The 15,682-nt window shown below is 70.9% G+C and carries 13 protein-coding genes; 12 read left to right on the top strand and 1 reads right to left on the bottom strand.

The genetic code is table 11. From position 1 onward, the window contains the following. Window positions 1-62 precede the first annotated feature (62 nt). The gene (locus KBX71_RS12500; protein ID WP_247683359.1) at window positions 63-1,079 is read right to left on the bottom strand and encodes a LacI family DNA-binding transcriptional regulator; all 1,017 of its coding nucleotides are present in this window, start codon (window positions 1,077-1,079) and stop codon (window positions 63-65) included. 194 nt (window positions 1,080-1,273) lie between these two features. Between KBX71_RS12500 and KBX71_RS12495 the strand changes: the two genes are divergently transcribed. The 12 genes from KBX71_RS12495 to KBX71_RS12440 all read left to right on the top strand — a co-directional run bounded on the left by KBX71_RS12495 (window position 1,274) and on the right by KBX71_RS12440 (window position 15,418). Beyond that, entirely contained in the window at window positions 1,274-3,628 is a 2,355-nt protein-coding gene (locus tag KBX71_RS12495) for an AbfB domain-containing protein (protein ID WP_210818096.1), read from the top strand. A gap of 411 nt (window positions 3,629-4,039) precedes the next feature. Further along, on the top strand, window positions 4,040-5,332 hold the full coding sequence (locus tag KBX71_RS12490) for a cytochrome P450 (RefSeq protein WP_210818095.1): 1,293 nt from the start codon (window positions 4,040-4,042) through the stop codon (window positions 5,330-5,332). Window positions 5,333-5,595: 263 nt separating this feature from the next. Continuing rightward, entirely contained in the window at window positions 5,596-6,078 is a 483-nt protein-coding gene (locus KBX71_RS12485) for a helix-turn-helix transcriptional regulator (protein WP_210818094.1), read from the top strand. A 253-nt stretch (window positions 6,079-6,331) separates the two neighbouring features. Continuing rightward, on the top strand, window positions 6,332-8,731 hold the full coding sequence (locus KBX71_RS12480; protein ID WP_210818093.1) for a nitrate- and nitrite sensing domain-containing protein: 2,400 nt from the start codon (window positions 6,332-6,334) through the stop codon (window positions 8,729-8,731). A gap of 16 nt (window positions 8,732-8,747) precedes the next feature. Then, the gene (locus tag KBX71_RS12475) at window positions 8,748-9,152 is read left to right on the top strand and encodes a roadblock/LC7 domain-containing protein (protein WP_030490280.1); all 405 of its coding nucleotides are present in this window, start codon (window positions 8,748-8,750) and stop codon (window positions 9,150-9,152) included. A 55-nt stretch (window positions 9,153-9,207) separates the two neighbouring features. After that, a complete protein-coding gene (locus tag KBX71_RS12470) occupies window positions 9,208-10,401 on the top strand; it encodes an ABC transporter substrate-binding protein (RefSeq protein WP_210818092.1) in 1,194 nt (397 codons plus the stop codon). Continuing rightward, window positions 10,398-11,294 (top strand): branched-chain amino acid ABC transporter permease, encoded by an 897-nt coding sequence (locus tag KBX71_RS12465; RefSeq protein ID WP_210818091.1) that lies wholly within the window; start codon window positions 10,398-10,400, stop codon window positions 11,292-11,294. The genes KBX71_RS12470 and KBX71_RS12465 overlap by 4 nt, the downstream gene beginning before the upstream one ends. Next, on the top strand, window positions 11,291-12,310 hold the full coding sequence (locus KBX71_RS12460; RefSeq protein WP_210818090.1) for a branched-chain amino acid ABC transporter permease: 1,020 nt from the start codon (window positions 11,291-11,293) through the stop codon (window positions 12,308-12,310). The genes KBX71_RS12465 and KBX71_RS12460 overlap by 4 nt, the downstream gene beginning before the upstream one ends. Further along, window positions 12,307-13,050 carry an ABC transporter ATP-binding protein gene (locus KBX71_RS12455; RefSeq protein ID WP_210818089.1) on the top strand — a complete coding sequence of 248 codons (744 nt, stop codon included), beginning with the start codon at window positions 12,307-12,309 and terminating at the stop codon, window positions 13,048-13,050. Before KBX71_RS12460 ends, KBX71_RS12455 begins: the two co-directional genes overlap by 4 nt. Continuing rightward, a complete protein-coding gene (locus KBX71_RS12450; protein ID WP_210818088.1) occupies window positions 13,050-13,820 on the top strand; it encodes an ABC transporter ATP-binding protein in 771 nt (256 codons plus the stop codon). The genes KBX71_RS12455 and KBX71_RS12450 overlap by 1 nt, the downstream gene beginning before the upstream one ends. Window positions 13,821-13,871: 51 nt before the next feature. Beyond that, window positions 13,872-14,675: a methyltransferase domain-containing protein gene (locus tag KBX71_RS12445; RefSeq protein WP_210818087.1), complete on the top strand. Its 804-nt coding sequence runs from the start codon at window positions 13,872-13,874 to the stop codon at window positions 14,673-14,675. A gap of 278 nt (window positions 14,676-14,953) precedes the next feature. Then, on the top strand, window positions 14,954-15,418 hold the full coding sequence (locus KBX71_RS12440; RefSeq protein WP_210818086.1) for a tetratricopeptide repeat protein: 465 nt from the start codon (window positions 14,954-14,956) through the stop codon (window positions 15,416-15,418). The last annotated feature ends 264 nt before the right edge of the window (window positions 15,419-15,682 follow it).

Here is a 15,682-nt window from a genome sequence, read left to right as displayed (position 1 = left end):
GGTGCGTGGATGTTGCGGGTCATCCTCTCTGGGTCGTACCACCGAGACTATGGATCTCGGTCTCACCCGCCCGGCGTGCCGGTGCTCTCCCGGCGGATGAGCCGGAAGGGCGTCTGCACGGTCAGCGGCCCCGCGACCTCCGCGACCTCGATGCGCGCGACGAGACGGCGTACCGCGAGACGGCCGATCTCCCTCTTGTCCGGGGCGATCGTGGTGAGGGTCGGGGCACTGAACCGGCCCTCCTCGATGTCGTCGATCCCGACCACCGCGACGTCCTCGGGCACCCGGTGACCGGCCTCGGCCAGCGCCCGCAGCGCGCCGATGGCGACCAGGTCGTTGTAACCGAACACCGCGTCCGGCGGGTCACCGAGCGCGAGCAGGTCACGCATGGCCCGCTTGCCGTCGAGCCGGCCGAACGCGTCGGTGCGGGCGACCAGCCGCAGTCGGTACGGCAGGCCGGCGGCCGCCAGGGCCTCCCGGTAACCCCGGAACCGCAGGTGCGCCGACTGCCGGTCACCGCCCGGGGTGGCGCCGATGAACGCTATCCGGCGGCGCCCGATCGCCACGAGATGCCGGATCGCCGCGTGACTGGCGGCCACGTTGTCGATGGCGATGTGGTCGTGCGGCACGTCGAAGACGCCCTCGCCGATCAGCACCAGTGGACTGCCGGCGGACCGGGCCAGCACCTCCTCCCGGCCGATGCGCACCGGACTGAGGATCAGGCCGTCGATGACGCGCTGCCGGGAACCGTCGAGGAGCGCCAGCTCCGCCCCCCGGTCCGCCGCGGTGTTCTCCATGACGAGCGTGTAGCCGAGCGCGGCGGCCTCGGCGATGGCGATCTCGGCGAGTTCGGCGAAGTAGGGGTTGGTCAGTTCCGGGACGGCCAGGGCGATCAGGCCGGTACGCCCCCGGCGGAGATGTCGGGCGCCGAGGTTGGGGCTGTAGCCGAGTTCGTCGATCGCCTGCTGCACCCGCTGTCGGGTCCGCTCCCCCACCGGCCGGTACCCGTTCACCACGTTCGAGACCGTGGCCAGCGAGACGCCGGCGCGCTGGGCGATGTCCTTCAGGTTGACGCCCATCCACCAACCTTTCGCGAATTCGGCAGGCGGACCGACAAGGCATTGATGAACAAGCATTGACGGGACGCCCGGCGCGGCTCTATAACGTTATACAGGTGATGATGGATGTCAATATGCCGGTCACCGATGCCCACCACCCACGCGCTTCGGGCCTGGCTGCACCGCCCGCGGCGACTCGCCCCCTCGGAGACGGCATGACACGTCACGTCCCCATCCGCCCCGCCCTGCCCCTACTGCTCATCCTCGCCCTGGTGGCCGGCATTCTCGCCGCGCCCTCCTCGTCGGCGTACGCCGCGCCGGCGAAGACGCCACCACTGACCACCCCCTGGACCAGCCAGGCCCTGGCCGGCACACCACTGCCCGAGTACCCGCGACCCCAGATGACGCGGCCGGACTGGCTCAACCTCAACGGCGAGTGGCAGCTACGCCAGTCGACGACCGACGACGCCCCACAGTTCGGCGCCAACCTGCCCGAGCGGGTCAACGTGCCCTTCCCGGTCGAGAGCGCCCTGTCCGGCATCCAGCGGGCCGCCAACGACAACCGCAACTACCTGTTCTACCGACGCACCGTCACCATCCCGGCCAACTGGTCGGGTCGACGGACCCTGCTGCACTTCGGCGCCGTCGACTGGCAGAGCACGGTCTGGGTGAACGGTGTCCGGGTCGGCGCGCACACCGGCGGCTACGACGCCTTCACCTTCGACGTGACTCCCCAGCTCACCGCCGGGACGAACGAGATCGTCGTCAAGGTCTGGGATCCCACCGACACCCGGCAGAACGGCAGCCTGCCCGCCATCGGCAAGCAGACGAAGACACCCAGCGGGATCTTCTACACCCCCAGCTCCGGCATCTGGCAGACGGTGTGGCTGGAGCCGGTGCCCGCCGCCTCGATCAGCAGCGTGGACGTCTACCCGAACCTGAGCAACAACACAGTGCGGGTCCGGGTCTCCACCCGGGGCGACGTGAGCGGTCACAGCGTGCTCGCCGAGGCGCTGAACGGTGGCACAGTGGTCGGCTCGGCCACCGGCGGCTTCACCGACTTCAGCGTGCCGGTGCCCAACGCCCGCCGCTGGTCACCCGACGACCCGTTCCTCTACAACCTCCGGGTGACAGTGCGCAACGCCACCGGCACCACAGTGGACCGGACCACGCACTACTTCGGCATGCGGGAGATCACCACCGGCATGGTCAACGGTGTGCTGCGCCCCAAGCTCAACGGCCAGTTCGTGTTCCAGGTCGGCACCCTGGACCAGGGCTTCTGGCCGGACGGGCTCTACACCGCGCCGACCGACGCAGCCCTCGCCTTCGACCTGCAGAAGCACAAGGATCTGGGCTTCAACATGGTGCGCAAGCACATCAAGGTGGAACCGCAGCGCTGGTTCTACCACGCCGACCGGCTCGGCCTGCTTGTCTGGCAGGACATCCCCTCGCTGACCGCCCAGGACGTCGACCCGACCGACGCCCAGCAGGCGCAGTTCGAGGCCGAGGCACGGGAGATCGTCGACGAGCACCGCAGCTCACCCGCCGTGATCGCGTACACGCCCTACAACGAGGGCTGGGGCGAGCGGTCCCTCACCGACACCCGGCGGGTCGCGCAGAACATCAAGAACCAGGACCCGACCCGTCTGGTCAACCCGCACAGCGGCCACAACTGCTGCCAGTCCCTCGGCAACCCCGGCAACGGCGACATCGACGACTGGCACGTCTACCTCGGACCGGACTCCCCCGTACCGTCGAGCAGCCGGATCGCGGTTCTCGGTGAGTTCGGCGGCCTGGGCCTGCACACGCCGGGTCACGAGTACAGCCCGAGCGGCAGCTTCTTCGCGTACGAGTGGCAGTCCAGTTCGAGTGCCCTCACCGACCGGTACGTCGGGCTGGTGCAGGGCACCCAGAACCTGATGCTCGGCAAGGGGCTCAGCGCCTCGATCTACACCGAGATCACCGACCTGGAGGGTGAGCTGAACGGCTTCGTCACCTACGACCGGCAGGTGATCAAGATGGACCAGGCGCGGGTGCGCGCCGCCAACACCGCCCTGATCAACGCCTCGAAGACCATCGGCAGTTCGGCGCCCGTCGCCCTGCCGGTCAACACCCGCCGGTCGTTGCAGGTGACCACGCCCGGCTTCACCAACCGCTACCTACGCCACCAGGACAGCCTGGCCTACACGGAGGTGGTCGACGCCGCGAGTTCCAGCCTGCTCAAGGCCGACGCCACGTACACCGTCCGACCCGGCCTGGCCGGCACCGGTTGCTACTCGTTCGAGTCGGTCAACTTTCCCGGGCAGTACCTGCGCCACCAGAACTCCCGGGTCCGCAACTCACCGGACGACGGCTCCGCGCTGCTGCGCGCCGACGCCACCTGGTGCGCCCGCACCGGGCTGACCGGCACCGGCGTGTCGCTGGAGTCGTACAACTTCCGGGGTAAGTACCTGCGGCACTACAACGCGGAGGTCTGGCTCAGCAACGGCACCGGCGGCGACGCGTACAACACGCCGACGTCGTGGACCGCCGACAGCACCTGGAGCATCGCCGCCCCATGGGCGCCCTGACCGCTGCGCGCTGACCGAGCCGTCACGACACGACGACGCGCGGGGGGTTCCGGCACTGGCTGGAGCCCCCCGCTTCTGTCTGGGGTCGGTGACCGGACTTCGGCGTCACCCGGCGTCGCGGGGGTCGTTTCCCCGGTCATGAGGGAAATCGGGGAGTCGAATGCACCATCCGGCTGGGTCGACCTCATGGCAAGGACCGAGCCGCAACTTGCATCTGGCCAGGTTCGCCCGGCGGTTGCAACACGCAATTATGCCGACCAATAAATAGACGAAACCCAATCTTGACTTGTGCGGCCGGCCAGCGCACCGTAAAGAGCCAGAGGCAGATGCGCGCCATTATCGGCCCGGCTGAAGTGGATCGCCAAATGGGGGCGCTGCCGGTTTTGCGCCGCGTGCATCAGGAGGCTTTCCATGCGGTTGAATCCGTTCACCGGGGTTTACCTCACCGACCCGGCAAGCATGTGGCGGCGTATTCTCGACGATCCCGACGGGGTGCACTACGCCGAGGATCTGGGCCTGTGGTTGATCAGCAGGCACGCACACGTCCGACGGGCCCTCGCCGACGCCGCGACATTCGCCAACGCCCTCACCCTCGCCCCGGTCTACGAGGTGTGCCCCCCGGCACTGAACGTCATCATGCAGATCGACGCGCCGCCCACGACGGCCGCAGCGGACCCACCGGCGCACCCGCGCACCCGCCGGGCCCTACGGGCGACCTTCGCGAACACCGCCGAGCGGGTCGAGGCCGAGTACGGTGCGATCGTCCGGCGCCGGGTCGACCAACTCGTGTCCCGGCTCGCCACCCGCCGGGGCGACCAGGTCGACCTGATCCCGGAATTCGCCACCGAGCTTCCGCTGCTGGTGGTCCTGGACATCCTCGGGGTGCCCGACGCCGACATCGGGGGGATCCGGAGTTGGGCGGACGGCCAGATCGCCCTCATCTGGGGGCAGCCGGACCCGGCCGAACAGGTGCGCCTGGCGCAGGGCCTACTGGAGTTCTGGCACTACTGCGAAGATCTGGTCCGCCAGCGGGTGGACAGCGGGCACCTGGGTGACGACTTCATCAGTCGCGCGCTGGCCTACCGGGACGACGACGACACCGTGTTGACGGTGCCCGAGGTCGCGAGCCTGGCCTTCAATCTCCTGGTAGCGGGCCACGAGACCACCGCCGGGTTGCTCGCGCACGCCCTCGACCAGGCCCTGTCCAATCCCGAGCGCTGGTCGGCGATCGCCAAGGACCCGGGGCTCGTTCCCGCCTTCGTGGGCGAGACGCTGCGCTTCGCGCCGGCCATCGACGGCTGGCTCCGGGTGACCACGCGGGATGTCACAGTGGGGGCGGTGACGATCCCCGCCGGGGCGCGTTGCCTGCTGTTGATCGGAGCGGCGAACCGGGACCCCGCGGCGTTCCATGACCCGGACCGGTTCGACCCACACCGGGCCGATGTCGGCAATCACCTGTCGTTCGGGCACGGTCCGCATTTCTGCATCGGCGCGGGGTTGGCGCGACTTGAGGCCGGGGTCGCCCTCAGCCGGCTCGCCGAAACCATTCCCGACCTACGGTTGTCACCGGAGCAGCATCGCACGTACAAACCCAATGTCGCGTTCCGTGCGCACCGCACACTGCTCGCGATAATCGATATCCCGACGCCCGCGGACGCGCCGGTGGCACGGGGTGGGGTGACGGCCGAAGTGCGCGCCGCCTGAGTGGACGCGAGCGCCAGCGGTGCTGACCTGCGGACGGGTCGAGGGTGGGGCGGGGCGCGTGTTGCCCGCTCCACCGGGCGCACCTCGGTGCCGGCAACGGGCCCGGCGCGCACCTTTCGCGCTTTGCCCGACGATTCAAACCGGTGAACGTCTTCACACCCATCACGTGTTGGGTTAAGAATTGCCCTCTGTGAATGTCCTGCTCATCGGCCAATCTCGATCTGGTGTCCGCCGCCGAATATCCGTTCCACGAAGGTGAGCGCATGGAGCACACGTCCCCGTCGAGCTCGGCTCCCTCCGCGGCCAGTCAGCGGTTCCGATGGGAGTTGCGCAACTGTCGCGTCCAACGGGGCCTGACCCAAAGGGCCCTGGCGGATCTGGTGCGGTTCAGCCGGGAGACGGTGGCGGCGGTCGAGTCGGGTCGCCGGTTCGGCAGTCACGAGTTCGCGTTGCGCTGCGACGACGTGCTCGGCACCGACGGCCGACTGGCCGCCCTGTGGCCGCAGGTCGCGGCCGAGCAGTTGGCGGCCGACGGTCGCCGGGGACCGCGCGCTCCGGAACCGGCTCGGCTGGATCGACGGGTGCCGCGTCAGCCTGGGCGGCGTGACGCGCGCGACCCGGGCGCCGTTGTGGACGCGATCGACGAGCTGCGTGAACTGATCGGCCAGGTGCTCAACGGCCAGCCCGAGCTGGACGATCCGGAGCGGCGGCACCCGCCGGCCGAACCCCTGGACAACCAGCGCTGACCCGACCGACTCGGCACGACCTCGCGGCGTCACCGGTCGCTGACGTTGGGTACAGATGCTGGTACGGGCAGTTTGTACCACGGCCAGGTCTGGTCTACGAGCGCGGCGTCCGGCCGAATGGGACTTGCATTCGGCAAGGTGCGGATAGACCGTCATCGACGAGTCGTGGGAGTCAATCTTGGCGTCGAGCACCCGGTCCCACGCGGCCAGACCCTACCCGACCCGCCGACGCGGTTGGAAGATAGCCGGCCGGATGCGCCTCATCGTCGCGGCCCCCCTCGTCGCCGTGATCGGCTTCGCCGGTCTCGCACTGACCGAGAGCGCACGCCAGACGGCCCGTGCCAGCGACCTGCAGATCCTGGCCCAGGTCGGTGCCGAGGCCGGCGACCTGGCCTACCGGCTGCAACGCGAACGCATTGCCGCCGCCGACCTGCTCACCTACGCCCGGCCGGAGCAGCAGGACGCCTTCGGCGCGGAGATGGCCGCCACCGACGACGCCGTGGCCCGCTACCGCGAGCAGCGTGACCGGCTGTCCAACGACAACGACACCAATCCGTCTCTCCTGCGGCGCATCGACGCGGCTCTGGATGGCCTCGCCCCTCTGCGCACCCAGGTGCGCACCGCCACGCACGCCTCGGTGTCGGCGATGACCTTCAGCTACCGCATCGCGATCGCCGACCTCATCAACTTCCGGGAGAACGTCTCACACGGCGTGGTGGACGCCCAACTCGCCGACGGGATCCGGGCCTCGGCGGCGCTGTCGAAGACGGCCGAGGCCATCGGTCAGCAGCAGGTCGCCGTGCTGCGCGCCGTCGCGGGCGGCGAGCTGACCCCGGCCATGCAGCAGGACATCACAGCGGCCCGCACCAGCTACACCGAGTCGAGCCTGTCGTTCCTGGCCCTGGCCCCACCCGAGTGGGGCATCTGGTGGGAGCAGGCCGGCACCGGCAAGGAGGCGCTCGCCCTGCAACGGATGCAGGACGAGGTGTCCCGGGCCCAGCCGGGGTCACAGCTGCGACTGGAGACCGGCGCGTGGGTGACCACCACCCAGACGCGCGCCGCCCGCCTGGCCGACCTGCGCGCCCGGGTCGACGACGCGGTCCGCGACGACGTTCGGGCCGCGCACGCCGACCAGCGCCGCCGGGCCGTGGCCGAGGCCGCCAGCGTCCTCCTGGCCCTGATCCTGACCGCGTTGGTGACCTGGGCCGTCGCGCGGCAGATCACCCGACGGCTGCGTCGCCTCCGGGACGCGGCCAACGCCGTGGCGTTCGAACAGCTTCCCGCCGTGGTGGCCCAGCTCCAACAGCCCGGCAGCGCCACCGTCGACCCACAGAAGCTGGCCCACCAGCAGTCCAGCGCCGCCCTGGAACCGTCCAGCGACGACGAGATCGGCGAACTGGGTCAGGCGTTCAGCGCCGTGCACCAGGCCGCCGTGCGGACCGCCGCCGAACAGGCAGTCATGCGCGCCAACACCGCCGACATCTTCATCCACCTGAGCCGCCGCGAACAGCGACTGGTCGACGCCGTCCTGGCCCAGGTCGACCTGGTCGAGCGGGACGAGACCGACCCCGACCGGCTCGACCAGCTCTACACACTGGACAACCTGGCGACCCGGATGGGCCGGATCAACGCCAGCCTGCTGGTGCTCGGCGGCGTCGGCGTGGGTCGCGTACGCCAGCGGGACGTCCCTCTGCAACAGGTGCTCCAGGCTGCGCTGTCCCAGATCGAGCACTACGCGCGGGTCCGGCTCGGCATGATCGACGGCGACGTGGCAGTGGCCGCCAAGACCGTCGACGAGGTCGTGCACCTGCTCGCCGAACTCATGGACAACGCCACGACGTACTCGCCGCCGGGCAGTGAGACCTGGGTGAGCGGCCGGAGCCTGGGTGACCGCGTCATCGTCCAGATCAGCGACGAGGGTGTGGGGCTGTCCGCGCTGCGGATGCAACAGCTGAACGAGCTGCTGGCCCGCCCGCCGGCCATCGACGTGGCCGCCGTGCGGGCGATGGGGCTGGTCGTCGTGGGCCAGCTCGCGGCTCGGCTGGGCGCGACCGTCCAACTGCGACGCGGCCCCCGACGCGGCATCCTCGCCGAGGCGACACTGCCCGCGGCGATCATCCGGTCCCTGCCGCCGGAGGAGTACCTGCTCGCACCCGGCCGGCTGTCGCGGCGGGCAGCGCGGACGCCCAGCACTCCGCCGCCGTACCAGCCGCGCCCCGAGCCCACCGCCGGACGCCCTGCGGCCGAACGGACGCTGCCGGCGGCGCCGGTCTTCCGACCGGCTCCCCAACCCCCGGACCGGGGTGACGCGCCCACCGAGGAGCTCCTCATCTTCGAACAGGTCAACCACTGGTTCCAGAACGACGTCGTCGACGGCCAGAACGGTCAGAACGGTCAGCAGTGGTCCACCCCCGCCGACGACGCCTGGCGTACGGCCGCCCAGGCGCACACCCCCGAGGTCGCCACGACCACCAACTCCGGTCTGCCGAAACGGCAGCCGCAACGGCACCTCGTGCCCGGCGGGGTGACGGTGCCCCAGCAGCAGCAACGCTCCGAGTACCGCGACCCGGCGCAGGTGGCGACGGCGATGGCCGCGTACGCGAGGGGTGTGGCGAACCGACGGCGTACCCCGATAAACCTCGGCAACAAATGACGGGACAGGAGAGCACGTGACCGACCAACAGGATCTCGGCTGGCTGCTGGACAACTTCGCCGCGCGGGCGACCGAGGTCAGCCACGCGATCGCCATTTCCAGCGACGGTCTGATGGTGGCCGCCACCCGCGACCTGCCACCGGACCGGGCCGACCAGTTGGCCGCCACGGGTAGCGGGCTCGTCAGCCTGCTGCGGGGCGCGGCGGCCTTCTTCGACGCCGGCGCGGTGATCTCCAACGTCACGCAGCTCGAGGGCGGGTTCATGTTCTCGATGGCCTTCAACGACGGCGCCTCGCTGCTGGTGCTCGCCGCCCCCGAGTGCGACGTGGGCAAGGTCTCCTACGAGATGACCGAGCTGGCCAACCGCATCGGGGACGCCCTGACCCCCGCTGCCCGAGCGGCGCTCGCCCGCAGTCGCTGACAACCCCGGCGCCCCCACACGCCGGAGACCCCTTCCCCTTCCCCTGGAGTCAGACATGCCTCTCACCACCCCTTGGCGCAGCCGTGCCCTGACCGCCGCGCTGCTCGCGGCCGTGCTGACCACAAGCACGGCCTGCGGTGACGACGCGCCGGGCACGAGCGCCGGCGGCTCGATAAAGATCGGTCTGCTCGCGTCGCTGTCCGGGACGTACCAGGCGGTCGGCACCGAGATCCGCGACGGCTTCCAGCTCTACCTGGACACCCACGACGGCAAGTTGGGCGGCCGGCAGGTCGACCTCGTCGTCGCGGACGAGGGAAACGGCGCCCAGACCGCGGTCCCGGCGGCGACCAAGCTGCTCAAGCAGGACCGGGTGTCCGCGCTGACCGGCATCGTCGGTGGCGGCTCGGTCGCCGGAGTCACCCCGCTGCTCAACGAGACCAAGGTGCCACTTGTCGGCTCCAACGGCCGACCGGAACTCAAGGACGTCTCCCGGGTCTGGCACACCTCGTACCTCTCCGACGAGCCCGGGGCGGCGATCGCCCAGCACGTCCGTGACAACGTGAAGGGCTCCGTCTACGCGATCGGCCCGGACTACCAGGGCGGTTGGGACGAGCTGCGCGGTTTCACCGACGCGTTCGGGAAGATCGGCGGGAAGCTCGCGAACACCGACGGCAAGACGACGTTCACGCCGTTCCCGGCCACCGCCAACTTCCTCCCGTACTTCGCCCGCATCAAGGCCTCGGGCGCGGCGGCGGTCTACACCTTCTACGCCGGCAGCGCCGCCGTCGACTTCGTGAAGCAGTACGCGCAGTCCGAGATCAAGGACATCCCGTTGTACGCGGCCGGGTTCCTCACCGAGGGCGGCGTGCTCAACGCGCAGGGCGAGGCCGCCCGGGACATCTACTCGGTGCTCAACTACTCGCCCGACCTCGACAACGCGGAGAACCGTGCCTTCGTGGCCGCGTGGAAGGCGAAGCACGACGGTTCGCCGACGACCTACGCGCTCGCCTCGTACGACGCGGCGGCGGTGTTGGACCGGGCGATCGGCGCCGCCGGAAGCGACCCGACCCCCGAGGCCATCAACGCGGCCATCGGCCAACTCGGTCAGATCGCCAGCCCGCGCGGCACCTGGCAGTTCTCCACCACCACGCACTCCCCCGTGCAGAAGTGGTACCTGCGGCAGGTCCGCCAGGACGGCCGGGCGCTGTCCAACACCGTCGTGGGTGACCTCGCGACCGTCGGCCGGTGACAGCGGTGGCGGCCGGCACGAACCGGATCGACCCGTACCTGATCCCAGCCCTGGACGGGGTCGCCTACGGGCTGCTCGTGTTCGTCGCCGCGTCGGGCCTGGTCTTCTGTTTCGGCGTCGCCAACATCCTCAACCTGGCGCACGGCCTGCTCTACGCGATCGGCGGGTACACCGCCGCGGCGGTGCTCGACGGCGGCTGGGCGAGCCTGGCGTTGGCCCTCGCCATCGGTGTGCTCGCCGCCGCAGCGGCGGGGGTACTCCTGGCCGGCCTGCTCACACCCGTCGCCACCGGCAATCACCTGAGTCAGGCGCTGCTGACGTTCGGGGTGGCGCTGGCCGGCGGCAGCCTGCTCGTCGCCGGCTTCGGGCCCGACAACCCGCAGGTCCAGGTTCCCGCGGCCCTGGAGGGGTCGGTGATGGTCGCCGGTCACCGCTACGCCGCGTACCGGTTGGTGTTCATCGTGGTCGCCGCGGTGCTCGCCGCCGGGCTCTACCTGGTGGTGCGACGCACCAGGGCCGGGATGCTGGTCCGGGCGGCCGTCGACGACCCGGAGATGGTCGCCTGTCTGGGCGTGAGTCCGGCGCGGATCCGGGCCGGTGTGCTCGCCGCCGCCGGTGCTCTGGCCGGCGCGGCCGGGGTCCTGGGCGCGCCCATCATCGGCCCCGGCACGGGCACCGCCGACACGGTGCTGCTGCTCTCCCTGGTGGTCGTCGTCCTCGGTGGTCTCGGGTCGATGGCGGGCACCCTGCTGGCCGCGCTCGCGATCGGTGAGATCCAGACCCTGGGAGTGGCGCTGCTGCCGTCCGCCGCGCCGTTTCTGCTGTTCGCCGCCATGGCGGCGGTGCTGGCCATGCGGGCGCGTGGCCTGGCCGGCAGGTGGAGGACGACATGAGGGGTGAGGTGATCCGACGGGTTCGGGGCGGCATCGCGGCGCTCGTCCTGGTCGGCCTGGTCGTGGCGCCCTGGGTGGTCGACGACTACACCACGTCGATCCTGGCCCGGACGCTGGCGCTGGCCCTGGTCGGGGTGAGTGTCGCGCTGCTCACCGGCGTCGCCGGCATGCCCACCCTCGGCCAGACCGCACCGTACGCGGCGGGCGCATACGCCTGTGCCGTGGTCGGCAGCCGAATCTCCGACGTCGGCGTCGTGCAGCTCGTCGTCGCGGCGGCCGCCGGGGCGCTGCTGGCGGCGCTCACCGTGCCGCTCGTCGTACACGCCCGAGGGGTGATCGTCCTGATGATCACCCTGGCCATCGGCGAACTCGTCGTCGTGGTCCTCGGGCGGTGGCGGTCGGTGACCGGTGGCACGGACGGGCTGGCCGGCATCCCCGCGGTCCGCCCGTTCTGGGGGCTCCCCGCCCTGGCCAGCGATCAGGCCCGTTACCTGTACGCCCTGGTCGTCGTGGCGACGCTGATCGGCGCGGTGCTGGTGCTGCTGCGTACCCGGGCCGGGTTGGTGTTGCGGGCCGGCCGCGACGACGAGACGCGGCTGCGCGCCAGCGGCCACCGGGTGGCGCTGCACCTGTCCGGCGCGCACATCGCCGCCGGGGCGATAGCCGGTGCCGCCGGCTCGCTCCTGGTCGTCGCCCAGCAGTACATCTCCCCCGCCGATTTCGGCTTCGACACGTCCGCCCTGCTGTTGCTCGGTGTCGTCATCGGTGGCACCGCCTCGGTGGGTGGCGCCCTGGTGGGTGCGGCGTTGGTCATCGCCGTCCGGGACTGGCTCTTCGGGGTGCTGCCCGGCCACGCGCCGCTGGTGTTGGGCGTGCTGTTCGTGGCGACGGTCTACCTGCTGCCCACCGGCGTCAGCCGGGCCCGGGTCCGGCTGCGCCCGCCGGGGGCCCCGGCGCACCAGCCGGACCCGCCGGCCGCCCAGAGGCAGGCCACCGTCCCGGGGCTGCGCCGATGACCTGCCTGCTCGACGCCCAGGAGATCAGCGTGCGGTACGGCTCGCTCGCCGCGCTCGACGGCGTGGACCTGTGCGTCCACGACGGCCAGCGGCACGCCCTGATCGGCCCGAACGGGGCCGGCAAGACGACACTGCTCAACGTGATCGGTGGGTCCACCAGGCCGCAGCGCGGCACTGTGCGGTTCGACGGACGGAACGTCGGTCGGCTCGGCCCGGCGGCCCGGGCCCGGCGGGGCATCAACCGCATCCACCAGCGACCCGCGGTCTTTCCGACGCTCAGCGCGACGGAGAACGTCGTGGTGGCCGCGCTGCCACGGGTCATCCCGCACCGCCGGTGGTTGCCGGGCGGACGCCGACGCGCCGCGCAACACCTGGCGGGTCCGCTGCTGGATCAGATGGGGCTCACCGCGGTCGCGACGGTGCCCGCCGGGCACCTCGCGCACGGGCAACGACGCCAGTTGGAGATCGCGATGGCCCTGGCCGGTCGCCCCCGCCTGCTGCTCCTCGACGAACCGGCGGCCGGGCTGTCCGCCGTCGAGGTCGGCCGGCTGGTCGAGTTGCTCCAGGCGCTGCCCAGGGCCGTCGCCGTGTTACTTGTCGAACATCGACTGGACCTGGTGTACGCCCTCTCCGACACGGTCACGGTGCTGCGCGACGGTCAGACGTTGGCCGCCGGCACACCGGACGAGATCCGTACCTCTCCGCTGGTGCGGCAGGCCTACGCCGACGGGGTGGCCTGATGCTCACAGTGGATCGCCTCAGCGCCGGCTACGGCGGGGGCATCGTCCTGCACGAGGTCAGCCTGCGGGTACGCCCGGGCAGCATCCAGGCCGTGGTGGGCCGCAACGGGGCCGGCAAGAGCACGCTCGTGCACACCATCGCCGGGCTGGTTCGTGCGTCCAGCGGTCGCATCGAGATCGGCGGTGTGCACGTCGCCGGCCGACAACCGCATCGCATCGCCCAGTCCGGCGTCGGTCTCGTCCCGCAGGGCCGGCGGGTCTTCTCCCGGTTGACAGTGGCCGAGCACCTGCACCTGGCGGCCGCGCCGTGGCGGGCCCCCACCTCCGGCGGTGAGGGCTGGACGGTCGCCCGGACCCTGGAACTGCTGCCGAGGCTCGCGGTGCGGTTGCGACACCGCGGCTGCGAACTCTCCGGCGGCGAGCAGCAGATGCTGGCGATAGCCCGTGCGCTACTCGGCCAACCCCGGGTGCTGCTGCTCGACGAACCGTGTGAGGGCCTGTCGCCCGATCTGGCGGCGCGGGTCCGCGAACTCGTCAACGGTCTCGCCGCCGACGGCCTGACCGTGCTGCTCGTGGAGCAGCAACTCCAGCACGCCATCGAGATCGCGGACCGGGTGGCGGTGCTGGAGTACGGCCGGGTGGTCTACGACCGGCCGACCGCGGAGGCCCGCCGCGACCCGGCCCCGCTGGCGGCGATGTTGAGCGTCGCCGCCGTTGCGCCGCCCCCGGCCAACCGATCGACCCCTCGGCTCTGGGCCGACACCCCGTAGTCACCCGACCCTGCTCGCGTCACCCGACCCTTCACGGAGAGGTAGACACCGATGACAACCGCTACGAGCGATGACACGTACACGTTCGACAACGGCGCACCGGACGCCGTTCCCCAGATGCACGCGCTGGAGTCCTTCCTGGACCCGATCACGACGCGGCGCCTGGCCCGCCCGGTGCTGGAACCCGGCGCGACCTGCTGGGAGGTCGGCGCGGGCGGCGGCTCGATCGCCCGGCGGATCGCCCGCGCGGTCGGCGACGACGGTCACGTGCTGGCCACCGACATCGACCCCACCCACCTCGTGGCCGAGGGTAACCTGCAGGTACGCCAGCACGACGTGCGCACCGAACCGCCACCCGGGGACGCGTTCGACCTGATCCACGCCCGGCTGGTGCTGCTGCACCTCCCCGACCGACGGCGGGTCCTGCGCACCCTCACCGGCGCGCTGGCGCCCGGCGGGTGGCTGGTCGTCGAGGAGTTCGACTGCACCGCGCCGCAGCGGGTGCTCACCGCGCCCACCGACGACGCCGCAAAGCTTTTCGCGCAGGTCATGGACGCCATGATGGGTGTCCTGGAGGACCACGGCGCCGACCTGGGATGGGCGCAGGACGTACACACCGAGATGGCCCTCGCCGGTCTGACCGACCTGGACACCATCACCCACTCGCAGAGCTGGGCCGGCGGGTCGACCGGGACGTCGCTCTACGAGACCAACTCCCGCCAGTTGGAACCGGACCTGCTGGCGGCGGGGCTGTCGCCCAACCAACTGAACGCCTTCCGGCGGCTGCTCCGTGATCCCGGGTTCGCCGTCATGTCGTACCACTTCGTCTCCACGCGGGGCCGCCTGCCGAGCTGAGCAGGTGGACCACCGCGCGGAGCGTGGTCACGCCGTCCGTACCTCTCCCGCGCGCAGCACCTCCCCCCGCTGCGCTCCGGCAGCGCTACGACGGCGTCGACCGCACCGGCCGGGCTCCCCGCAAGGGAGCCCGGCCGGCTCGCCGCTCGGACCGAGTTAGCCGATCGCGCGTGTCCCGTCTCAGTGACGTTGCTCTGATCTTGGGCTGTTCTGCCACTGATTTTGAGCAAGTACGATCCATGCCATCGTGGCGACATGAAACAGTGCGGGAGCAGCTAATGGTCACCGACGAAACGCTGACCCGCATTAACCAAGGCGTGCAGTTGAATCATCATCAAGGCCAGCGTGAGGCTGCTCGCGACTTGTTCGCGCAGATCTGGGACGAGATCGGCGGCGAGCGAGGCGATCCCCTGCATGTTTGCGTCCTCGCGCACTCGATGGCCGATGTGCAGGAAGACGTCCACCAGGAGTTGGTCTGGGACGAGCGGGCGCTGGCGGCGGCCGACTTACTCACCGAAGACCGGGTTGCGCAGGCCGGCGTTCCGATGTCGGTGGCCGGTCTGTATCCGTCGTTGCACCTCAACCTGGCTGAGTGCTATCGCAAGCTCGGCGATCTCGACAGTGCCCGGAAGTGCCTCCAGCGTGCGCAGGCGGGGATCGGCGCGCTTGGCGATGACGAGTACGGGCAGCTGATCAAGGGGGGCCTCGATCGGCTGGTGCAGCAGCTGGCGACGTCTGAGTAGGCGCGCGTTGCTCCTTCCAGATCGACCAGATGGGTGGCGCCCGCGCCGCCCGCGCCGCCCGCGCCGCCCGCGCCGCCCGCGCCGCCCGCGCCGCCCGCGGTTGCCGATCTTGCACTTTCGGTTGCCGACACGCGTGGAATGACCTGTATGTCAGGACAGAAAGTGCAAGATCGCGGCACGAGGGCCGGCTGGCTTGTTATCCCTGCCGAGGCCGTCGATCCCGGTCCAGAGGGCGGTTCCCGGCAGGTCTTTCGCCGGGCCGTC

This window comes from Micromonospora sp. D93, assembly GCF_018070365.1.
GTDB classification, from domain to species: domain Bacteria; phylum Actinomycetota; class Actinomycetes; order Mycobacteriales; family Micromonosporaceae; genus Micromonospora; species Micromonospora ureilytica.
This window is presented reverse-complemented; position numbering and strand designations above follow the sequence as displayed.